The following is a 22,776-nucleotide window of genomic DNA, read 5'->3' as shown; positions in this document are numbered from 1 at the left end:
GACAGGATCGCCGGTGCCCCTTGGCATAAAACATGGCCATCCCGCCGCGCCATCGGCCTGAACAAAGTGTCAGCCGATCCAGGACTGCGGCGGTTCCAGCCCGTAGTCGCGGATCTCTGTCTTGATACGCGCGACATCCCCGGCAATCAGCTCCGGAAAGAAATCCGGCATGGGTATCGACGCCGATTCATTGACACTCCGGCTGACGAGGGCTTCCGGATAGTCGAACCTGCGAACCCCGAGAAAATCCTCGATCCGAGCAAGGCTGCCGCGCGGGTCGCTGCGCATGTCCTCGTAGAAAAAGGGCATGAAGCATTCCTGCGGCAAGGTCCGCCCGATGCGACGCAGGGTTTCACCGTATTCTGCATTTTCCCAGATGAACCGCTGCTTCATGAAATCATGAAACTGCCCGGGCGACCATGTATCCAGACGCCCCAACTGGTTTGTAACCTGAAGATGAAATTTCACATGGCTCCACAGACGTTTGACCGGATCACGCATGGTGTAGAGCACCTTCAGCTGCGTGCAGGAGTTGTGGATATGCGTCCAGGCCTCGGCCGGCAGCAGGGCGTGCAGGTTCGAAAAATCACAGCCGTAGAGCTCTCCGCGCGGGCGTGTGAACAGGTTGCGGTACCAAAGGTCATCGACGGGGCGTGACAGGTAATTCGCAACCCAATGCAGGTTCACCCGAACGCGATCCGGGTTCGCCCGTTGAGGATCGAACTTCGTGAGATAGCGGTCCCGAGCAAGTGTCAAACGCCTTACATCCGACAGGTGGTGCTCCTGGACGTAGCGGTGATAGAAGTAGTGGATCTCCTTCTCCGGCGTAAAGTTCAGCTCCGGGTGCCGCTCCAGCACGGTGAACAGCCAGGTGGTACCCGCCTTCATCGCGCCTACGCTTAGGAAGAGATGGCCAAAAACCCCGGGAGCCTTGCCGTCTGATGTCATGTCCGCCTGCCATTCTGAGCACGTGTCGACTCACGGTCTAGCGGCAAAGAATCAACCAATGGTTTACCGAGATGAGGAGCGGCCAAAGTGCCAACCGGTTCTGCCGCATTTCTGACAGGTTAACCGGATCACTAAAGATCTGTGGAAAGAACGACCGTTATGCCGCGCCTGTTGCGATGGCATTTACCTGTAGCATTTTAGGTTCCGGCGTCATCAATGACCGGAGGCCAAGATGCCAGTTGGCAGCAATTCCCTGTTCTCGAGCCAAGGCTATCTATCTCTTCTCGGAGGGCTGGAGACTGTCTGGAGAGACTTCACCGGCCAGGGCGTAACTGTCGCGATCTATGATACCGGAGTCGAGGCCTCGCATCCCGATCTCGTGGCAAACTACGATGCGTCGAGAGAGCTCACCTTGGTCGACGGTGCTCCCAACAGCAGCAGTGCCACTGCAGGACACGGAACGGCAATCGCAGGGATCATCGGCGCCGCCAATAACAGCATCGGCGGCGTGGGTGTCGCCTATGACTGCACCCTCGTCGGCATCGACTATCTCGGCGACGCGTTCTCGTTGCCCGCCAGCGGTTACGTCAGGGTCTTGCAGGCCATGTCCCAGTACGAGGTGGTCAACTGCTCCTGGGGCGTCTTTCCCAGCTACAGCGATTACAACAACATCGGCAGCACGGGCGTACAGGCCAGCTTTGAGCGGGACGCCGTAGAATACGCCGCGGCCAATGGTCGTGGTGGCCTGGGCACGATCATGACGAAGGCTGCCGGAAACTATGCAAACGACAGCTACATGGCCGATCTCGGCCTGCACGGCAACGCCCAGGGCGACGGCCTGAACAACCTGCACGAATTCATCGTTGTCGGTGCCACGGATGCACAGGGAAAGGTCGAGGACTACTCGAACTGGGGCGTGAACCTCTTGATCGCGGCCCCTTCGGCGAGCGTCACGACCGACATGAGCGCTACCGCCGGCTACACCAGTAGCGATTACGTTACCAATTTCAGCGGCACCTCGGCCGCGACTTCGGTGGTTTCTGGCGTCGTGGCCCTCATGCTGGAGGCCAATCCAGACCTGAACTGGCGCGACGTGCAGAGCATCCTCGCTTCCAGTGCCGCACAGACCGGATCCGCCTTTGGCAGGGATGCCGGGGGCTTCGAGGCCGATGCCTGGGTCGCAAACGATGCCAGCACCTGGAACGGCGGCGGCATGACATATCACGTCAACTACGGCTACGGCATGATCGACGCCCTCGCCGCCGTCCGCATGGCCGAAGTCTGGTCGCTGATGCGACCTGACACGGGCGATGCAATTGTCTCGCGCAGCGCTGAAAGTTCCGAGACGAACAGCGCGGCGATCAGAGATTTATCCTCGGCTTCGCTATCCGTGACCCTGGACGCTCCGACCATGTTCATCGACCACCTCTACGTCGATGTAGAGATAAGCCATTCCTGGCTTCAGGATGTAGCGCTTGTCCTGATCACGCCGGGCGGCACGGAACTTCCGCTCATGATCAACGACCTGCCCAACTTCGACAGCCATTGGACCTTTGGCGTCAGCGCCCTCCAGGGAATGACGGACGCCGGCACCTGGACGGTGCGCGCAACCGACAATGCCTCGGGCGACACGGGCATCCTCCACGGGATATCTCTACAGTTCACGGGACAGGCATACAGTCCGGACGACATTTATACCTTTACCGATGATTTCCTGTCTCTCGTCGCCCAGGAAAGCAGTCGTGCCGAATTGGCGGATACCGATGCCGGGGAAGACTGGCTGAACATCGCGGCACTCTCCGGTAACGTCCACCTTTCGATGCGGGGGACGACCTCCTATCTCAAGGTGAACCAGGCCGACTGGGCAACGATTAGCGGTGGGATCGAGCATGTCGTTGCGGGCGACGGACAGGACACGCTCAGCGGGAGCGCCGCAGACAATCTGTTCTACGGTGGCAGGGGCCATGACATCCTTATCGGAGCAGGCGGTCAGGATACCCTGGACGGCGGAGCCGGCGACGATAGCCTGGAAGGCGAAGAGGGTGACGACAGCCTGGAAGGCAACCATGGGAACGATACCCTCTCTGGCGGTACCGGGCGGGATCATCTCTACGGCGGTTCGGGGCATGACCTCCTATACGCGGGCGGCGACGATGACCAGGTTCAGGCTGGCACGGGTGACGATGACGTGCGCGGAGGGGGAGGCAACGACTCGATCACAGGCGACATCGGCATGGACACGCTTTACGGCGATGCCGGCAACGACGTCGTGAACGGCGGCAACAACTCGGATGTCCTCTACGGCGGCTCTGGCGACGACCGCCTTGTCGGCGAGAGCGGCTTCGATCACATGCATGGGGGTCGCGGGGCTGATGTGCTCCTCGGCGGCACGGAAAACGACTGGCTTTACGGCGATGGAGAGGGAGACATTCTCCGTGGCGGCACCTCGGAGGATCGCCTTTTCGGCGGCGCGGGAAATGACCAGTTGTTCGGCGAGGGAGGCTTTGACCGCCTCGAAGCCGGAAGTGGCGATGACTATCTTTCTGGCGGACGCCAGGCAGACAATCTCTTTGGCGGCGATGGCAGCGACCAGCTCTATGGCGGTGACGGCCTGGACCGGCTGTTTGGCGACGGCGACAACGATCTGCTCTGGGGCGAAGGCACAGGCGACGGCCTCTTCGGCGGCACCGGCGAGGACACTCTATATGGCGGCACCGGCGGTGACCGGTTCTTCGGGGGCCAGGGCAATGACGCGATCTACGGCGGCAGCGGTGACGATACCGTCTATGGCAGCGCGGGTTTCGACACGCTCTACGGCGGCGCGGGTGACGACTGGCTCATGGGCAATTTCAACGCCGATACCTTCGTCTTCCGAGAAGGCTTCGGCAACGACACGCTCGTCGATTTCGACAGCCTGAACCCCTTGGAACAGATCGACCTCTCGGGGATCGCCGCCATCACCGATTTCCAGGACCTGCGCGACAATCACCTGACCGATCTGGGCACAGATACGCTCCTGCATGATGGTGCCGGCAACACGATCCTGCTGTCAGGCGTATCGATCAGTGACCTGGACAACGGCGACTTCCTGTTCTGACCCTCAGCCAAAGATCTCCGCCCCGGAGAAGAGAAGGATAACCCCCTTTTCCGACTTGTCGTCGATGTCGCGCTCGAAGGGGACGGCCTGGATGGTAAGCTCGGCGTCGTTGTACTGCCCGGAATGGGTGGCCGGCTCTCCACTGTCCAGCACCTGCCGCACCAGGTTTGCCAGGTTCACGAAATCCGGTCTCGGCCCCACCACGCCCAGCGTCCGGTCCACGTCGTGCGACTCCAGCTTGAAGGCCTCGCTGACCAACTGCGAGAACCGCCTGATCCTCTGGTTCTCGTCGAGCGCAATCACGCCCACCTTCAGGATGCTCAGGATCAGCTCGGTGTCACGGTTCAGCTCGGAGAGCATCTCGATCTTGCGCTCATGCTCGGAAGAGACCGACAGGAGCTCCTCGTTCACGGCGTGCAATTCCTCATTCGAGCTGTGCAATTCCTCGTTGGACGCCTGCAGCTCTTCGTTGGACGCCTGCAGCTCCTCGTTCGACGCCTGAAGCTCTTCGCCGCTGGTTTCCAAGCGTTCGGTGACGTGCTGAAGTGTCTCCTCGGTCAGCCGAAGATCACGCTCCAGTTCCCGGATCCGGCGGGTGAGCAGGGACTGATCCTCGCTCGGGCTCGCCTCTTCTGGCCCACCAGCTTCGGCGGGGGTGCTATCCTGCTCCTCGTCCGAACCGTCCCGCTTCAGACCAACCAGCAGGAACCGGGTGGTGGCATAGAGCTCCAGCGGTTCGATATGAACGGTCAGGCGATGACGCTCGCCATTGCCCATGTCCACGGTCACGATCCGCTCATAGGTTTCCAGTTGGCCCTGGCGCAAGCGCTCCATGCCCACGTTTATCGTGAAATGCAGATCAGGATGGACAATGTCCTCGACGGTCCAGTCCGCCAGGTTGTTCATCGTATCGACATAGGCGCTTGCAGCGCCGAACCAGGCCAGCACGCTGCCGTCGGATGTCAGCAGGATCGAGGACGGCGCATAGCGTTTCAACAGAGCATCATAACTGCGGATCAGGTTCTCGCGGTCGCGTCGCCCGCCATATTCATGCATCGGGTGATCGTGGGCGGTTCTCTGGGGCATGCGGCGCTCCGGCATGACACTCTCGGCCTTTGCCGGCGACGTCCGGCTCGTCGACAGCATCGCCCGGTCGACGACACGCTTGGTCGAGGCATTTCGGAACAGCCGCCAGCGCCCGTTGATAACCTGGAATTCCTGAGCGTAGCGTCCTAGGCTCTCGGAGGGGCCCAACAGCAGATAGCCGGAGCGCCGCAGCCCGAATAGGAACATCGAGATCACCCTCAGCTGCGCCTCGTCGCTGAGGTAGATCATGAGGTTCCGACAGGAAATCATGTCGAGTTGCATGAACGGCGGATCGCTCAACACGTCGTGCACGGAAAAGATGATCGTCTGCCGCAGGACCGGGTCGATCACGAACTGGTCGCGATGGCGCGAAAAATAGCGCTCGCGGATATCTTGCGGCACCTTCTCCAGCGCGGAGGCCGCGAATATGCCAGCCGACGCCAGGTCGATCGAGCGTCGGTGCACGTCGGTGGCGATGATGCGGAACTTGCGTTCGACACCTGCTGCCCGCATCGCCTCGCTCAGCTCGATCGCGATGGTATAGGCCTCTTCCCCGCTGGCACAGGCGGGAACCCAGATCCTGAGAGAACTTTCCTCGGTGGAATTGGCCACCAACGGATCCAGCGCCTTTTCCCGAAGGATGGCGATTGCCTCCGGATCCCGATAAAATTCGGTCACGCCGATCAGCAAGTCTTGGTACAATTCGTCCAACGCGCCGGGGCTGGCCACCAAAAGGTCCCGATACTCCTCGATTGTCGCCATGCCGCGCAGGTGTTGCCGCCGCTCGATGCGCCGCAGGACGTTCTGTGCCTTGTAGGACGAAAAATCCACGTGATGCTGATGTTCGAGCAGTTCCAGGATGCTCTGTGCCGTATTCTTCGCCAAGCCGACTCTCGTGATATCTATCTTGCCGCCGCCTTCGATGCAGGCGCGGATCGCGTCCGGTATTTCGCGTGCGATGACCACCCGGTCAACCGCACCGGTGTTGAGGACCGAGTTCGGCATGGAACCGAAGCTCGCCTCCTTCGGAGATTGAACGATGACAGTGCCGCCGGCGGCGTGCAGGGTCTGCGCGCCGCGCATCCCGTCAGAGCCCGAGCCCGACAGCACGACCGCAAAGGTCCGGGCCGTGTCCAGCCGCGCCATGGACCGGAACATCGCGTCGATCGGCAGATGCGGCAGGGTTTCCTCGGGATCGAATGGCTTGACCCGAAAGGTGTCTCCCTCCAGCCACGACAGGGAGTTCGGCCGGTTCAGGAAAATCGTGTTCGGCTGAAGCACCTGTCCGTCCTCGATGTGGCGGATCTTCAGCCGCGAGCGCCGCCCGAGCAATTCATCCATCATGGAGCGGTAGTCCGGCGAAAGGTGCTGGATGATGACATAGCACCAACCATCGTCTTCCGGTGCAACGCCGAAGAAATCCTCAAGGGGCTCCAGCCCTCCCGCCGAAGCCCCGATCACGACGAGGGGCATTGCCTCCTCTCGCTCTTTCGATTTCGATCCGCTACTGTCCATTTGCCATCGCTTGCCCCGGGTTCCCCTGCACCGTCACATTTTTTCCGCCCGCGCCGCAACCTCGCCATTCAACGTTAAGGAGATTCGCATGGCACGCATTCTGATCGCCGACGACGATCCCGAATACCTTGCGGCATTCTGTGACGGATTGAAGGTGCTGGGCCATGAGGTTGTCGGCCTGAGGGACGGGCAGGACGTCGTCCCCAATCTTCAGTCACAGCCTTTCGATATCGTCTTTCTCGATGTCATCATGGAGGGCGGCGGGGCGATCACGCTGGTGCACCAGGTCCGGTCCGTCGATCAGAGAATTCCGATCGTGATCATTACCGGCAAGGTCGAGATCCTCGAATCGCCCATCATGCAGGAGGGCCTCCGGATGGCTCAGGCCAAGGTTCGCAAGACCGCGACCCTCGTCGAACTGGAGCGTCTCGTCCTGCAACTGACCAGCCGCTCGAAATGAAGCGTGGCGGCAACAGCCCACGCGTTGGCTCCGCGACCGCACTGTTCGGCCACCCCGGGGCCCCGGTCGTGCCTCCGTTGCGCGCGCCAGGCCGCCGCCAGAGCCTGGTCTGGTCGCTGGGCATCTCGCTCGGCGTTCTGCTCCTGACCCTTCTGGTCCTGCTCGGATGGTTCCTCGGCATAGACAGCCTGGTGCGCATCCTGCCCAGCTTTCCGGCGATGGTCCCGAGCACGGCAATCAATCTCGCCCTGATCGCCGTCGCACATCTGGTCCACCTGACCTCAGCCAACCCCAGATTGCGCCAGCTGGCCGTCTACTTCGCCGCTGCGGCAGGGATCTACGCGGCTTTCAGGCTTGGCCTTCAGGTCGCCTACCTCCTCATCAGCACGCCGCTTGCCCCCATCGAAGCGGGCGACAGCATGGCCTTCGGGACGGCGCTCGGCCTCATGATGGCCTCCTTCTGCGTCAGCACGCAGGCTGTGCCGGACCCGCAGATCAGGCGGATCGCCCGCGGCATGGCCACGACCGGACTACTGATGACGCTCTTGGCGGTGGACGGTTATCTCTTCAACGCACAGCTGCTCTTTTCGATCTTTGCCTATACGTCCATGGCGCTTCATACCGCTCTCTGCCTGTTCGCGCTGTTTCTCGCCGTGCTGCTGGCCCATCCGGAACACGGCTGGGTGTCAACGCTGCTCGGACGCGGGCCGGGCAGCCGCTTGGCGCAACGCATGGTCCCGATCGTCGTCATCGGCCCCACCGCCGTCTGCGTCATCGCCATTCTCGCCGATCCGGCCAGCCCGGGCGAACGCGCCTTCCTGCTCGTCGCCCTCACCCTGCTGCTGGTCACGCTGACCCTGATCGCCGTTCTCCGCTGTGCAGCGCGCGAAAACAGCGCCAGCCAGCACGACAGCGTCGCCCAAGAACAGATGCAGATGGTGCTGGATGGCCTGCCGACCGCGATCTTCGTGCTTGATCAGCTCGGCGATGTCCGCCTCTTCAACGGGGCGGCCAGCCGGCTCGCGGGGCAGCACCTCGGCCCCGAGCGCTGGCTCTATGAAACCCGCTTTCACATGGCCGACAGCCGCGCCGCCCTGCGGCCTTCCGAACGCCCGGCCTCGCGCCTGCTGCAAGACCCGGACCTCGGAGAAATCACCGTCGCCTATTTCGACGAGAACAGGACGGAGCGGGCGGTGAACTTTGCCGCCGGGCGCACGTCGGATGCGCTGGGAGAACCGCTCTGGATCATCGCAGTGACAGACGAAACCGATGCATGGACGCTGAAAACCCATGCCGCGCCGGCGCCTCTGCCGCAGGTGCAGGACCCGGACAAGGGCGCCTCGCACAAGTTCATCCACGATATCTCGAACATTTTCGGTGTGATCCGCCTGTCAGCCGACACCGGCGCCCTGGCCCGGGACGAGAGCGCCAAGCAGCGGCATTTTGCGGCCATTCGTGCGGCCTGTGATCGTGGCGTCCGCCTGATCACTCCCGGCCAACAGCCCGAACAGGCCACCATGCTGTTGGACGACCACCTTGCCCTCGCGCCCCTGCTACGGCAGGCGACGGACCTGGCGCGGCGCAGCCTGCCGGCCGGCGCCGAACTTACGCTGGCCCCCTTGCCCGAAGGTATCATGCTTGCCTGCGACCGCGAGGCCCTGCGCCGCGCCCTCCTCACGCTGATCAACGCGGCACACGGAGAGAGCCGCGGCCAAAGCAGCCGGATCACCGTGTCGGCGCGGCCCGAACGGGCCGAGGTTTCCATTCAGGTTGCCGGCAATGCCCCGGACAGTTTCGCGTCCGGCCGAACAACCGCCTGGCTGAGCGCGGTCGAAGAATTCCTGGAACAGGCCGGGGGCCGCCTTGTCCTGCACCAGGCGCCGGAGGCTGGTGGCAGCGCTGCTGCGCTGATCCTTCCCTGCACCCATGATGCGGCGACCTCGGACACGGCATCGCTCGCCGCAGATGCACCCAGGACGCTCGAAGGGCTTCGCCTCCTCGTGGCCGAGGACGACCCCCTCTTCGGCGACGTCCTGACGGATTCGCTGAGGATGCTCGGCGCCCATATCGCCTGGGTCGACAACGGGGCCGATGCCCTGGCTCTCGCCCGGACCGAAGAGCCCTTCGAGATGCTGATCACGGACATCCGCCTGGCCGGCGACATGAACGGCTACGTCCTTGCCCGCGATCTGGGCCGCCTCTGGCCTGACCTTGCGGTGATCTACCTGTCGGGCCAGGCAACACCTCCCTCAGCAGAGATGCCCGGGCAGGTCATGCCTGGGACGTTCCTGCGCAAACCCGTTGGCGTGGCCCTGCTGACAGAGACCATCGCACGACTGCGCGAGTCCCGGCAAACCACCTCCGTTCGCTGACACGCGCCCCTCAGACCGGGTGGATTGTCTCGTCCCGGCGATCAGTGACCTCACTCAGAAAGCTCTCCGCACCCTGCGGCTTTCCAAAGGCATAGCCTTGCGCAAGGTCGCAGCCCATCTCGCGCAGCACCACGATCTGGTCCTGGGTTTCCACGCCTTCCGCCACCACGCGAAAGCCCAGCTCCCGCGACAGGGTCACGATAGAGCCGACAATGGCACGGTCCCTGAAATCGGAACTCAGGTTGCTGACAAAGGACTTGTCGATCTTCAGGATATCGACCGGCCAGTTCTTCAAGTGGCGCAGGCCGCCATAGCCCGTCCCGAAATCATCAAGGGCAATCTCCGCGCCGCGGCGCCGAATTTCCTCAAGTGAACGAAAGATCTGGCCATTGGTCTCACCAAGGACGACGGTCTCTTGGACCTCCACGATCACCGCATCCCAGGTCAGCCCGCAATTGGCCAGAACGCTCTGGAAATCAAAGACGAACTCGCGGTCCATCAGGTCGAAATACGTCAGGTTGAGCGAGATCTTCTCGGTTCCGCCACTGGCGCGTCGCCTGGCTGCAAAGTGCTCCAGCGAAGTCTCCACCATCTGCCGGGTCAGCACTGTCGACAGTGTGTGATCGGTAAAGATCGACGAGAAATCCTGTGGCGACAGCAACCCGTGCTTGGGCGTATCCCAGCGACAGAGCACCTCGTAGGCCCGGATCTCGCCGGTCTGCAAGTCCGCCATGGGCTGGAAGTAAGGCACAACCTGCCCCTCCTCGCAGGCGCGCCGGAAACTGCGCGACAATTCGGAATAATCGAAGCGATCTCCGATCTGTTCCGAATAGATGTTCGAAACCCCGCGCCCCGAGGTCTTGGAGGCATAGAGCGCCAAGTCCGCCCGCCGGTAGAGCACATCGTATTCCGCTGCATGTTCGGGAAAGACCGCCGCCCCGATGCTGACCCGTCCCAGGTCGGGCTTGTTCAGATAGGCGGTGGCCCGCAGGATCGTGTTGCGACAGCGGGCCAGTGTGGCGCGGAGGTAGTTGCCGTTGCTGGACGGCAGCTCCATCAGCACACCGAATTCATCGCCACCCAGACGCCCAACCACGGCATCCCAGGAGAAGGAATCCACGATGGCCTGGGCCACGGTCTTCAGGAAAAGATCACCAAATTGGTGCCCATAGAGATCGTTGACGCTCTTGAAGTGGTCAATGTCGATCAGCACGAACGCCATCGGCGTTTCGGCCCCCCGCTGCGACAGCTTCTCCTTGACCTTGCCTTCAAAGGTCGTGCCATTGTCCAGCGCCGTCAGCGCGTCCAGCTCCGACAGCCGCTGCAGCCTGGTGATGCGCTTTTGACATGCAATGACCTCGCGTTCGAGGTCTACGCGCGCCATCCAGGTCGCGACGATGAACTCGATCGCCTGCACCTCTTCGCTCAGGTCACCCATCTCTTTGGGCGTCTTGCCGTCAGGGATCTGCATGCAGACACAGCCGAGGCAACGGCCGTCCGAACCGGTCAGTGCCCGCGCGATCCCCTCGGCGCCTCCGCCGGCAGAAATCGCGCCCGACAGCAACGGATCGCCAGAAATGTCGCGCGACGACGTGGTCAGGCGCCCTGCCCCCGGCCGATACCGTCGCATCAGTGCCGAGCCCAGGACCTGAAGCGCCGTGGCAACTTTCGTCTCGCCGAGCATCACTCCGGGCAGGCTCAGCCCATCCTCTTCTATGCCCGACAATTGCACCACGATCGCCTGAACCCCGCTGCGTGTGTGCAGATCCAGCACCGCAGCCCGCAGGGTTCGCAGGAAATCGCCCGTCGCGCCCCTGAGCTCGGAAGGATCGACCGGAGTATCAATGCGTATCATGACACGCGTGACCTCCACTGTGAGAGGCAGACGAGCGGACAGGCGCACGCGCCTTCCGGCGACAGCCAGTTGACTGTGCCGCGCCCCCCCATGGTCCTGCCAGAGCCAGACCTCCGCCTCTCACGATCCCGTCGCGTCATAACTACTGCTCACTCGTCCCGGCGCACACCACCCCGTCTGATCGCACCTGTACCGGCACCAGGCCCCGGGGTAGACATGCCCAAGGGGACCGTCCGCAGAATACGTTAACATTTGATTAATCCTTTGATTGCGCCGCTGCGGCGCAAATGCAACCCCGCCCTGCCCGCACTGCGCATTTGCAAACACGACAGTCGGTCAAAATCGGACACGGAACACCGCTTGGGCAGCTCGAATACCCCCTCTTTTACGGGACGAAGGCGCCGGCATTTCAGAAGCTGTTAGCTCTTTGGGTTCTTAAAGGAGATCATCCAGTCTTGATGAACATTTCGGGGGAATGATGCCCTTCAGGGAGAAATTCGGCATTTTGCCAGGCGCGCTTGTCGGCGGACAACACGCCGGATCGTCCGAGCGCGCGACTTCAAAGGACTGGATTTCTGCTGAGCTGGACATCGTCCATGGCATCTACACCGATTCCTCGCTGCTTGGCGTCGACGGCCCGATCCCCGCGGCCGCGCTTCAGGAAGGCGACCTGATCCACACCTTCGATCATGGTCTTCAGCCCATCAAATCCATCAAGAGCCTTCACTTTTCCATCTTCAAGTCTCCGCCGCCCGAGGAGACCTGGCCCTTGTCGCTGCCCATGGGTACGGTGAGAGGGGCAAACTATCGCACGCTTGCCCCCAAGCAGTGCCTCGTGATCGAGAGCGATACCGCCGAAGAGATATTTGGCGACCCATTCATCATCGTGCCGGCCACGGCGCTCGAGGTCCTGCCAGGTATCGAGAGGATCCAGCCCGGGCGTCACCGGTCCCTCTACCAGGTCCAGTTCGAGGAACCGCAACTCGTCCTGACCGATCAGGGCGGCGTGCTTCTGTTCGAATCCGACTCGCTCCTGGATCACTGGCGCAACATGCGCCAGGAGGACGACGGCAACCCGCTCGACTACACGGTTCTCACCTGCGAATACGCCCGCGAACTGATCCTGCGCGATCTGGCTCATGCGGGCGGTGTCGACGCCTACCTGAGCGCGAATATCATGAACGTTGCGCAAACCCCGCACTGACGACCAAGCGGCTATTCCGGCGCCCTCGCCTCGAAGGCGCGCGCCATGCCGAAAAATGCGTCCACGATATCCCCACCACCTACGGACAGCGCAAAGACCGTTTCATGGGTCTCCATGCCGTCCATTTCATCGATGCGCAGCCGCTGCACGCCGTCACTACGGCTGGTGCCATGGTGCCAGACGAAACCGACCCCCAATCCGTTGACCACCGCTTCATAGAGACCGTCCCGCGCGTCCAGCGTCAGGAATGGGTCGGGCACGCCTCCGGTCCGAGCAAACATGCGGTCCACGGCGCGCTGCGTCGAAGATCCTCTCGCCCGGAAGATCAATGGCTCCCGCCTCAGTTCCTCCGCCGTCACCTGGCGGCGATGGGCAATACGGTGCCCGGCCGGCACGATGGCCACCACGTCGTTGCGCACCAGATCCTGCCGCCGAAAGCGACGGTCGAGCGGCACCTCCGGAAGCACGCCGACATCCACTTCATGCACCATGACCGCGCGGGTAATCTTTTCATGAGAGCCGGTCTCCACCCGTATCGACACACCGGGATAGGCCCGGTGAAACGCCGCCACCAGGGCCATGCCCGGCATCACGTTGCCCAGACCTACGGTGATTTCCCCCTGTGCGAACGAAGACCGCCGGCGCAGCAGCCGTTCGGCTTCTCCGCGCGCCTCGGCCATCCGCTCGCCCGCATCGCAGATCCGCTGCCCCAGGACCGTCGGCACGAGGCGCAGGCCCTCGCGGCGAAACAGATGCACCCCGAACTCCGCTTCGAGCCCCCTGACGAGGGTCGAAACGTTCGGCTGCGTCACCCCCAGCAGCCTCGCGGCCCCCGCGTAGGATCCGGCTTCCGCGACGCAGCGCACCGCATTCAGACGTTCGATGGAGAGACTCACCCGGCTTCCCTTGGTCGTACTTTGGATTGGCCCAAGTTCGACTTTGCCTCGTCAATGTCACGTCACAGTGACAGGTCATTCACGGCTCCGAAGACGGCGGCGCACCACGGCCCGCCCAAAGGGAGCCCGAGCCTTGGACATCGCCACGCCGCCTGCACGTATCTGCACCACCCTTGATCCTGCCTTCGTCGCCGGGGCCCGTATCGTACTCTGCGACCTCGACGGGTGTTTGATCGCGGAAGGCCGTGCCTTTGCGGACGCCGCCGAATTCGTCCGGGGCTGCGGCAACAGGCTCTGGATCATCTCCAACCGGTCCGACACCACGGCCCGCGACCTCTCGCGGTTTCTCGCCACTCTTGCCCTGCCGGTACCGGAGGAACGCATCCTGCTGGCAGGCGAGATCGCGCTTGAACATCTCGCCCGCACCCGGGCCGCTGCGCGCCTGCGCCTGCACGCAACAGAGGCACTGGCTGCCCGCGCCGCCGCACTGGGCCTCGAAACCGCGGATGCCGCTCCGGATACCGTCCTGCTCTGTCGCGATCCGGCCGTGAACGTCGATCACCTGGGGGCACTTCTGGCCGACGTCAGTCGCGGCGCCGAGCTCTGGATCTCGAACGAGGATCTCTCGCACCCCGGGCACGACGGCCACCCCGTCGCAGAGACCGGCGCCCTCCTGGCGGCCCTGCGGGCCATCCGCCCCGAGCTGACCTGGATCAGCCCCGGCAAGCCCGATCCCCTGATGCTGCTCAGCGCCCTGCAACGCAGCGGCCTGTCTCCCCCAGACGCCATCTTCGTGGGCGACAATCCCCTGACCGACGGCCTGGCCGCGACGGCCGCGGGCATCGCCTTCCTGCACCTGCAAAGGAGTGCTTCCGCATGACCGCCTATCTGCTGCGCGTGCTGGTCAAGATGATCCTCACGCTCCTTGCCATCGTCACGATCACCTTCGTCGCCACGCGCCTTTCCGGCAACCCGGTCGACACCTTCCTCGGCGACGGGCTGACCGCCGAAAGCCGCCAGGCCCTGATCGAATATTACAAGCTGGATCAGTCGCTCTGGCAGCAATACCTCACCTACATGCGCGGCGCGGCGACCGGCGATTTCGGCATCAGTTTCGTGGAACGCCGGCAGGTCACGCAGGTGGTGGCCGAGCGGATCTGGCCCTCGGCCCAGCTGCTGCTGGCGGCCGTCGGCCTGACCCTCGCCGTGGCCATCCCGCTCGGCGTCCTGGCCTCGGTCTACCGGCGCAGCTGGATCGGCTCGGCGGTGATGGCACTTGCCTTTACCGGCTATGCGGTGCCCAATTTCATCCTCGCCATCGTGATGATCCTGATCTTTTCCTACTGGCTGAACTGGCTTCCGGTGGTGGGCAACGGCAGCCTCGCCCATTTCATCATGCCGACGATCGCCATGTCCGGTGTTCTGATCGCCGCTCTCACCCGCTTCACCCGCAATGCCATGCTCGACGTGCTGGGGCAGGAATACATCCGCACCGCCCGTGCCAAGGGGCTGAGCGAGTTCCGCGTCATCATGCGGCACGGTTTCGGCAATGCCTCGATCACCGTGATCTCGGTGCTGGGGCTGCAGATCGCGGCGCTGGCCGCCGCCGGCTCGGTCGTGGTCGAGAGCATCTTCTCATGGCCCGGCATCGGCCAGCTCCTCGTCAACGCCGCCATCGTCCGCGACTACCCCGTGCTGCAGTTCGGCGTGATCACCGTGGCCGTGGCCGTGGTGCTGATCAATGCCGCCACCGACATAGCCTATGCGCTGGCCGACCCGCGCATCCGCCTGGCCTGACGGCAGAAAGGACCCATCCCCATGGCAAGCCTCGCCGATCCGATCCCCGCAAAGCTCCGCCGCAGGGCGCCCGCCACCAACGTCATCCAGAAGATCGCCCTGGCGCTCGCCGCCCTGCTGGTCATCGCCGCACTCTTCGCCCCGCTGCTGGCGCCCTTCGATCCGCTGCAGCAGAGCCTGCTGGCCCGCCTGAAACCGCCCATGGGCTTTTCCGGCTACAGCCCCGGGCATTACCTCGGCACCGATCAGCTCGGCCGCGACGTGCTGTCGCGCGCACTCTACGGCCTTCAGCTGACCCTCGCCCTGGCCTTCGCCGGCGCGGTGATCGGGCTTCTGGTGGGCGGCACGCTCGGCCTCGTTGCCGGCATCCGCCGCGGCTGGGCCGAGGAAACGATCATGGCGCTCGTCGACATGCAGATCGCCATCCCCTTCACCCTGATCGCCCTGCTGGTGCTGTCACTTCTCGGCTCCTCGATCACCGTCCTCGTCATCCTGCTGGGCATCGCAGGGTGGGAGCAATACGCCCGCATCCTGCGCGGCGAGGTGCGCCGCCTGACCGCCCTGCCCTTTCTGGAGGCTGCCCGCACCGCGGGCGCCGGCACAGGCTACATCGCCCGGCGCCACCTGCTGCCCAATATCGTCTCGCCGCTGGTGGTGCAGTTCACCCTGTCGCTGTCGAACATCGTGATCCTTGAGAGCACGCTCAGCTTCCTCGGCCTCGGCGTGCAGCCCCCGCAACCTTCCCTCGGCTCGATGATCGGGCTGGGCCGCGACTACATGCCGATCGCCCCATGGATCGTGTTGGCCCCCGCGGCCCTGATCGTCCTGCTCACCTTCACCGTGCAGATCCTGGGCGACTGGCTCAGGGACCGGGCCGACGTCCGGCTGCAGGACCGCTGAGCGTGCCGGCGGGCCGCCCCGCCGCCGCGCATTCCCTTCACACACTCTCTCACCGAACGGAGAAAACCATGCTTCGACTGATGCTGACCACCGCCCTGGCCCTGGGCCTCGCGCCCGCCGCCATGGCCCAGACGCTGAACGTTGGTGCCGCCAACGTGCGCGACACTCTCGATCCCGGCGAGGACCATTCCAACTCCGGCTCGCAGTTCTACTACAACAGCTTCGACACGCTGATCGACCGCGACCATTCCAAGATGGAGCCGGTCTGGCAGCCGGCGCTCGCCACCGAATGGACGCTGATCGATCCCCAGACGATGGAGCTGAAACTGCGCGAGGGCGTCAAGTTCCACAACGGCGAGGACATGACCGCAGACGATGTCGTCTTCTCGCTGAACCGCATGTTCCAGGCGACCTACCCGCCCTATGTCGTGCGCTCCAAGGACCGTCTGAACAATTTCACCGACGCCGAGAAGATCGACGATTACACGGTGCGCATCCACACCGCCCGGCCGGAACCGCTCTGGGAAACACTGGTCTCGATGCAGCAGCTGATGATCGTCCCCGAGGACTACACCAAGGCCCTGACCGGTGATCCGGACGTGGCCGAGGACAGCGACTTCGAGGCCTTCTCGCTCGCCCCCGTCGGCACCGGCCCCTATCGCATCGCCGAGTTCCAGCCCGGTCAGAAGCTCGTCTGGGAACGGTTCGACGACTTCTGGGGCGACCCCGCGCCCTTCCAGACCGTCAGCGTGCAGCGCATCAACGAGAATGCCAGCCGGATCACCGCGCTGAAGACCGGCGAGGTAGACCTGATCACCAACCTGGCGCCCGATCAGCTGCCGCTGGTCAATGCCGATCCGAACCTCAAGACAGAGGGCTCGGCCACCGCGCTCTTCCACGTCATGATCATGAACCAGAACCACCCCAAGTTGCGCGATCCCCGCATCCGCCAGGCGATGATGCTGTCGATCGACCGCGATGCCCTGAACGCGGCCCTCTGGGACGGCAAGGCAATCGTGCCCTCGACCCACACGATGGAGGAAATGGGCGACCTCTACATGCCCGACCTGCAAACCTTCGAGTACAATCCGGAAAAGGCACGCGAACTGCTCAAGGAAGCGGGCTATGACGGCTTCGAGATCACCTATGACACCGCGGCCAACTATTACACCAACGGGTTGATCGCGGCCCAAGCCATCATGGAAATGTGGGCCAGCGTCGGCATCAACGGCAAGATCAACGTGCAGGACCAATGGTCGGGCGGCGACCCCGAGATGATGGCCCGCAACTGGTCCAACCCGATGTATTTCGCCGATCCCTTCGGCAGCTTCGGCGTGATGTGGGCCCCCGGTGGCCCCTCCGAAGGCCAGGGTCGCTTCAACACCGATGCGGCCTATGCCGACGCATGGGACCGCTTCCGCTTCTCCGAAGACGTCTCGGCACGCCGCGCCTCCTATGCCGAGCTGATGGAGCACATCAAGGAGGACCCGGCTGTTCTGCCGCTCTACCGCCCCTACGAGAGCTGGGGCATGACCAAGTCGCTCAACTGGAAGCCGCAGCCGGGTCACATCCCCTACGTGCTCGATTTCCGCGCCGGCGCCGTCTCCTACGACGCCGAGTAAACGCCTGATGACCGCCGGCCGGGCATCTCCCGGCCGGCCCCTCCCCCCTGTTTTCGGAGTGTCCAGATGACCCGGATCGCCATTGTCACCGATATTCACCACGGCGCCCCCTCGCTCACCAAGCGTGGCGATACCGCGCTGGAATTGCTGGCGGATTTCACCGCCTGGGCCAATGCCGAGGCGCCCGATCTGGTGCTCGACCTGGGCGACCGCATCTCCGACATCGACGCCGAGACCGACGCCCGGCTGGAGCGCGAGGTGCAGGCCGCCCTTTCCGGGCTCGCCGCGCCCCTGCATCAGGTCTGCGGCAACCACGACCGCGATCACCTCTCCGTTGCCCAGAACGAGCAGATCCTCGGCGCCACCCTCGGGCACGAGGTGATCGACCTCGGCCCCTGGCAGCTCGCCCTCTGGCGTGCCGATGCGAAAATCCACCGCGACCGGCCGCAGCCCGGCTTTGACCTGCCAGAGACCGACCTGCTCTGGTTGTCGCGCATGGTGCAGGCCGCCGAAAAGCCCACGCTGATTGCCAGCCACGTGCCGGTTTCGGGACTTTCCCAGATCGGCAACTACTATTTCGAATGCCGCCCCGGCCTGTCGCGCTATCCCCAGCACGCCCGGGTGCGCGACGTCCTGGCACTGGCGCGGGTGCCGCTGGCCTGCATCGCGGGCCACGTCCACTGGAACACGCTGACCACCGTCGGCGCAGTCCCTCACATGACCCAGCAGAGCCTGACCGAGAGCTTCACCACCGAAGGGGAACCCGCCCGCGCCTGGGGCATGCTCACCCTGGGCGAGGACATCCACTGGCAGGTTTTCGGCGATGATCCCTTCGAGGCTCGCGTACGTCCCGGTACCCGTAAATGGACGCCGCCGATGGTCCTGCCGCGCGCGGAGGTACGGGAATGATCGGCCTAGAAACGCCCCTCCTTTCGGTCCGCGACCTGTGCATCACCTTTGGCGAGACAGAGGCCGTGCGCGGGCTGTCCTTCGACATCCACCGAGGCGAAACCCTTGCCCTGGTTGGAGAATCCGGCTCAGGGAAATCCGCGACGGCGCTGTCGATCCTGCGCCTGATCGAGCGCGAAGGCGGTCGCATCGCGGGCGGACGCATGCTCTTCGGCACGCACGATCCCATCGACCTCGCCACCCTGCCCCAGGGCGCGCTCCGCCGCTTGCGCGGCGACCGGATCGCCATGGTGTTCCAGGAACCGATGACCTCGCTCAACCCGGTGATGCGCATCGGGGACCAGATGCTGGAGACGTTGAAACTGCACCGGGGCCTGCGCGGCGCCGCCGCCGAAGAGGCCGCCCGCGAGGCGCTGGAGCGGGTCCGCATCCCCGAGCCCGCCCGGCGCCTGCGGCAGTATCCGCACGAGCTTTCCGGCGGGCTGCGCCAGCGGGTGATGATCGCCATGGCGCTGGTCTGCGAGCCGGAACTGCTGATCGCGGACGAGCCCACCACCGCGCTCGACGTCACCACCCAGGCCGGCATCCTCGGGCTGATCCGAGAGCTGCAGGACGAGATGGGCATGGCCGTCCTCTTCATCACCCATGACCTTGGAATCGTGTCGAATATCGCCGATCGCACTCTGGTCCTGCAGCAGGGCGAGAAGGTCGAGGAGGGGCTGACCGCGCGCCTCTTCGCCGCCCCGCAACAGGCCTATACCCGCGCCCTGATGGAAGCGACGCCGCACCTCGGCGCAGGCGCCCCCCACCCCCTGCGGGCGCCCGCCGAAGTGCTGCGCGTCGACCGCCTCTCGGCAATCTACCCGGGCGGAGGGCTGATCTCCCGCAAGGCGCCGGTCATGGCGGTACGGCAGGTTTCGCTCTCGCTCGGCCAGGGCGAAACCCTTGGCCTGGTTGGGGAATCCGGCTGCGGAAAGTCCACACTCGCACGCATGATCATGCGGCTCGTGCCGGCATCCGAAGGGCAGATCCTGCTCGGCGGCAGCGATATCACGGGGCTTTCGAACGACCGGATGAAGCCCTGGCGGCGCCAGGTGCAAATGGTCTTCCAGGATCCCTATGCCTCGCTGAACCCGCGCATGGCGATCCGTGACGTGGTGACCGAACCTGCCTATCTTGCTGGGATCGTGTCACAAAAAGAGCGCAAGCCGTTGGCGGAATCGTTGCTGGAGCGGGTCGGCCTGCCCGCCGATTGCTCCGATCGCTATCCGCATCAGTTCTCGGGGGGGCAGCGTCAGCGCATCTGCATCGCCCGGGCGCTCTCGGTCCGGCCCGGGATCATCGTCGCCGACGAGGCGGTCTCGGCGCTGGATGTCTCGAACGCGCGCCGGATCACCGAACTTATGGCGCAAATTCAACAGGATGACGGCGTATCCTTCCTCTTCATCAGCCATGACATCGCCGTGGTGGAGCGCGTCAGCCACCGGATCGCAGTGATGAAGGACGGCGAGATCGTGGAGACCGGCCCAACCAACGAGGTGCTCGCGCGCCCCCAGCATCCCTATACGAAAGAGCTGCTCGCGGCGGTTCCGCAGATCCCGAACCAGGCGGCCCGGCAGCCCTATCAGGTGCGGGAATTCGCCCCCTCGGCCTGAGCGGAAAACCACGTTGGAATCGCGAAAACTGAATATGAATAAGTGCCTGAAAAGGCCGGATTCCAACGTCGGTATTACGTCGGTATCGCGTCGGTATTGCGTCGGTGCGAAATCGGGAAAATTCGGGCCGCGCAGGCGCGCCCCGAAGCCTCCGGCGGGGATATTGTGGAACGGGGAAACAGGGCTTTACCTCCCCTGTTTCCCTGTTTCCAAATATCCTGGGGGAGTCGCGCAGCGACGGGGGCAAAGCCCCCTCATCCTTCCGACCTGTCGCCCCGGGTCGCCGTCGGGGGCTCAGCCGAAGCAGACCCCCTCGCCGGGCTCCATGCCACCGATCTGCGTGGCCGCGGCAAAACCGTGACGGGCGAAACAGGCCAGCACCTCCGGCGCCGCTGCCTCCGAGCAGGAGACCAGCAGCCCGCCCGAGGTCTGGGGATCGCAGACCAGCGCCCGGTCGAGCGCGTCCAGCCCGTCGCCAAGGGTGATGCCTTCGCCATAGCTGGCCCAGTTGCGGCCGGAGGCGCCGGTGATGTTGCCGGCCTCGGCCAGGGCGCGCACGCCCTCGAGGAGCGGTACCGCGGACCAGTCGATCTGCGCCCGAAGCCCTGAGCCACGCGCCATTTCCAGCGCATGGCCGGCGAGGCCGAAACCCGTCACATCCGTCACCGCATGCACGCCCTCGATCCGGGCGAGATCCGGCCCCGGCGTGTTGAGCCGCGTCATCGTGTCGATCATCCGGGCATAGGCCGCCGCGTCCAGCGCCTGTTTCTTCAGCGCGGCGGAATAGATGCCCACGCCCAGCGGCTTGCCCAGGATCAGCACGTCGCCCGCCCGGGCCGTGTCGTTGCGCTTGAGGTGATCGGGATGGACGAGGCCCACCGCAACCAGGCCGTAGATCGGCTCGACCGAGTCGATGGTATGGCCGCCGGCGATGGGGATGCCCGCATCGCGGCAGGCGCCCGCGCCGCCCTCGAGGATGCCGGCGATGGTGTCCTCGGAGATCGTGTTGATCGGCATGCCCACCACGGCAAGGGCAAAGAGCGGCCGGGCGCCCATGGCATAGACATCCGAGATGGCATTGGTGGCCGCGATGCGGCCGAAATCCACCGGATCATCGACGATGGGCATGAAGAAATCCGTGGTGGCCACGATCGCCTGATCCGGGCCGAGCTGATAGACCGCCGCGTCGTCCGAACTGGCGATGCCCACCAGAAGCTCCTCGGGTACCGGCAGGGCCCTTGTGCCGCGCAGGAGGCCCGAGAGCACGCCCGGCGCGATCTTGCAGCCACAGCCGCCGCCATGGCTGAGCGAGGTGAGGCGCGGTTCGGCGGGAGTTACGACGTCATCCATTAGAAACCTCCTGAAGGGGCCGCTGTGCGATCATACCGGCCAGCCGTTCCGCCAGGCCCGGCAGGGCCTCGGGACGCAGGCTGTCGGTTTCGAGCGGCAGGATCGTGACCGGATCCATGCGCTTGCGGTGTCGAGTGTAGCCGGGATCATAGCGCAGCTCCATCAGGCTGCGGGCGAGGGGCGTGAAATCCCCTGCGCCGGCCAGCGCCTGCCAGGTCTCGATCTGTTCGGCGGAATGGTAGGGGCGCAGCGCCTCGATGGTGGCGGCCAGGCGCGCCGGGTCATCCGACATGTCGGCATAGGCGCGGGTCAGGTAGGCCGCGCGCTCGTCGAGCGGGGCGCGGATCTCGATCCGGGGTGCGGCGCGCATCGCCGCCCAGAGCGCGGGCGGCACCCGCAGGTCGCCGACCTTGGCGCTCTCGGCCTCGATCACCACCGGGCGGGTGGGGTCGAGGCGGGCGACCTGCATGGCAAGCGCCGTCTCGAAGCCGCGCTGCCGCGGCTGATCGCCCAGCGCGCCGAAGAGCGAGCCGCGGTGATTGGCAAGCCCCTCGAGGTCGAGCACCTGAAGCCCGAGCGCCGGCAGCATGTTCAGCAGCTCGGTCTTGGCCGAGCCGGTATTGCCGTCGAGCAGCACCACCGGGGCCGGAAAGGGATCGTCGTAGAGCGCCCGCACCACCAGGTGGCGGAAGGCCTTGTAGCCGCCCTCGACCGTCTCGACCCGCCAGCCGATCATCCGCAGGATGGTGGCAAAGGAGCCCGAGCGCTGACCGCCGCGCCAGCAGTAGACCAGCGGGCGCCAGGCGCCGGGCCGGTCGGCCAGCGGCCCCTCGAGGTGGCGCGCGGCGTTCCTCGAGACCAGCGCGGCGCCGAGTTTGCGCGCGTCGAAGGGCGAGACCTGCTTGTAGATCGTGCCGACGCGGGCGCGTTCCTCGTCATCGAGCACGGGCAGCGAGATCGCGCCGGGGATGTGATCCTCGGCGAATTCCGAGGGGGCGCGGACATCGATGATGTCGTCGTAGCCGGGGGCGAGCAGATCGGAGAGGGACGTGAGCGTGACGGGCATGTCATCGGGATAGCCGATTGCCGGGTGTGCGGGAAGTCCCTTGC

16 protein-coding genes are annotated in these 22,776 nt (G+C 64.5%); 10 read left to right on the top strand and 6 right to left on the bottom strand.

Annotated features, from left to right (window positions below):
- Window positions 1-69: 69 nt before the first annotated feature.
- Window positions 70-948: a sulfotransferase gene (locus tag AC0WR5_RS01195; RefSeq protein WP_475866207.1), complete on the bottom strand. Its 879-nt coding sequence runs from the start codon at window positions 946-948 to the stop codon at window positions 70-72.
- Window positions 949-1,180: 232 nt separating this feature from the next.
- Here AC0WR5_RS01195 and AC0WR5_RS01190 point away from each other — a divergent pair, with 232 nt between their 5' ends.
- Complete coding sequence (locus AC0WR5_RS01190) at window positions 1,181-4,045, top strand: S8 family serine peptidase (RefSeq protein WP_475866205.1); 2,865 nt, start codon at window positions 1,181-1,183, stop codon at window positions 4,043-4,045.
- Window positions 4,046-4,048: 3 nt separating this feature from the next.
- On the opposite strand, the gene AC0WR5_RS01185 is transcribed toward AC0WR5_RS01190, so the two are convergent.
- Window positions 4,049-6,604 (bottom strand): CheR family methyltransferase, encoded by a 2,556-nt coding sequence (locus tag AC0WR5_RS01185; protein WP_475866203.1) that lies wholly within the window; start codon window positions 6,602-6,604, stop codon window positions 4,049-4,051.
- Between the two features lie 130 nt (window positions 6,605-6,734).
- On the opposite strand from AC0WR5_RS01185, the gene AC0WR5_RS01180 reads away from it, so the two are divergent.
- Together AC0WR5_RS01180 and AC0WR5_RS01175 are read left to right on the top strand one after the other, a co-directional pair.
- A complete protein-coding gene (locus AC0WR5_RS01180; protein ID WP_475866201.1) occupies window positions 6,735-7,106 on the top strand; it encodes a response regulator in 372 nt (123 codons plus the stop codon).
- A 77-nt stretch (window positions 7,107-7,183) separates the two neighbouring features.
- Window positions 7,184-9,478 (top strand): response regulator, encoded by a 2,295-nt coding sequence (locus AC0WR5_RS01175; RefSeq protein ID WP_475866199.1) that lies wholly within the window; start codon window positions 7,184-7,186, stop codon window positions 9,476-9,478.
- Between the two features lie 10 nt (window positions 9,479-9,488).
- On the opposite strand, the gene AC0WR5_RS01170 is transcribed toward AC0WR5_RS01175, so the two are convergent.
- Window positions 9,489-11,333, bottom strand: a complete 1,845-nt coding sequence (locus tag AC0WR5_RS01170) for a putative bifunctional diguanylate cyclase/phosphodiesterase (protein WP_475866197.1) — start codon at window positions 11,331-11,333, stop codon at window positions 9,489-9,491.
- A gap of 475 nt (window positions 11,334-11,808) precedes the next feature.
- Here AC0WR5_RS01170 and AC0WR5_RS01165 point away from each other — a divergent pair, with 475 nt between their 5' ends.
- Window positions 11,809-12,537, top strand: a complete 729-nt coding sequence (locus tag AC0WR5_RS01165) for a Hint domain-containing protein (protein ID WP_475866195.1) — start codon at window positions 11,809-11,811, stop codon at window positions 12,535-12,537.
- Window positions 12,538-12,548: 11 nt separating this feature from the next.
- Here the strand turns inward: AC0WR5_RS01165 and AC0WR5_RS01160 are convergent, their stop codons facing one another.
- Window positions 12,549-13,433, bottom strand: coding sequence for a LysR family transcriptional regulator (locus AC0WR5_RS01160; RefSeq protein WP_475866193.1), 885 nt, complete (start codon window positions 13,431-13,433; stop codon window positions 12,549-12,551).
- Between the two features lie 133 nt (window positions 13,434-13,566).
- On the opposite strand from AC0WR5_RS01160, the gene AC0WR5_RS01155 reads away from it, so the two are divergent.
- The 6 genes from AC0WR5_RS01155 to AC0WR5_RS01130 all read left to right on the top strand — a co-directional run bounded on the left by AC0WR5_RS01155 (window position 13,567) and on the right by AC0WR5_RS01130 (window position 20,316).
- Window positions 13,567-14,313, top strand: a complete 747-nt coding sequence (locus AC0WR5_RS01155; protein ID WP_475866191.1) for an HAD hydrolase-like protein — start codon at window positions 13,567-13,569, stop codon at window positions 14,311-14,313.
- The gene (locus tag AC0WR5_RS01150) at window positions 14,310-15,230 is read left to right on the top strand and encodes an ABC transporter permease (RefSeq protein ID WP_475866190.1); all 921 of its coding nucleotides are present in this window, start codon (window positions 14,310-14,312) and stop codon (window positions 15,228-15,230) included. Before AC0WR5_RS01155 ends, AC0WR5_RS01150 begins: the two co-directional genes overlap by 4 nt.
- A 21-nt stretch (window positions 15,231-15,251) precedes the next feature.
- Window positions 15,252-16,130 carry an ABC transporter permease gene (locus AC0WR5_RS01145; protein ID WP_475866188.1) on the top strand — a complete coding sequence of 293 codons (879 nt, stop codon included), beginning with the start codon at window positions 15,252-15,254 and terminating at the stop codon, window positions 16,128-16,130.
- 68 nt (window positions 16,131-16,198) lie between these two features.
- Entirely contained in the window at window positions 16,199-17,752 is a 1,554-nt protein-coding gene (locus AC0WR5_RS01140) for an ABC transporter substrate-binding protein (protein ID WP_475866186.1), read from the top strand.
- A 66-nt stretch (window positions 17,753-17,818) separates the two neighbouring features.
- Window positions 17,819-18,661, top strand: coding sequence for a metallophosphoesterase family protein (locus AC0WR5_RS01135; RefSeq protein ID WP_475866185.1), 843 nt, complete (start codon window positions 17,819-17,821; stop codon window positions 18,659-18,661).
- On the top strand, window positions 18,658-20,316 hold the full coding sequence (locus tag AC0WR5_RS01130; protein WP_475866184.1) for an ABC transporter ATP-binding protein: 1,659 nt from the start codon (window positions 18,658-18,660) through the stop codon (window positions 20,314-20,316). Before AC0WR5_RS01135 ends, AC0WR5_RS01130 begins: the two co-directional genes overlap by 4 nt.
- 294 nt (window positions 20,317-20,610) lie before the next feature.
- Here AC0WR5_RS01130 and selD read toward each other — a convergent pair whose 3' ends face one another.
- Window positions 20,611-21,666 carry a selenide, water dikinase SelD gene (gene selD, locus AC0WR5_RS01125; RefSeq protein WP_475866182.1) on the bottom strand — a complete coding sequence of 352 codons (1,056 nt, stop codon included), beginning with the start codon at window positions 21,664-21,666 and terminating at the stop codon, window positions 20,611-20,613.
- Window positions 21,659-22,732 carry a tRNA 2-selenouridine(34) synthase MnmH gene (gene mnmH / locus AC0WR5_RS01120; protein ID WP_475866180.1) on the bottom strand — a complete coding sequence of 358 codons (1,074 nt, stop codon included), beginning with the start codon at window positions 22,730-22,732 and terminating at the stop codon, window positions 21,659-21,661. The genes selD and mnmH overlap by 8 nt, the downstream gene beginning before the upstream one ends.
- Between the last annotated feature and the right edge of the window lie 44 nt (window positions 22,733-22,776).

This window comes from Pseudooceanicola sp. DL12 (assembly GCF_056270665.1).
The sequence above is the reverse complement of the archived record's forward strand: the minus strand, read 5'-3'. Positions and strand labels throughout refer to the sequence as shown.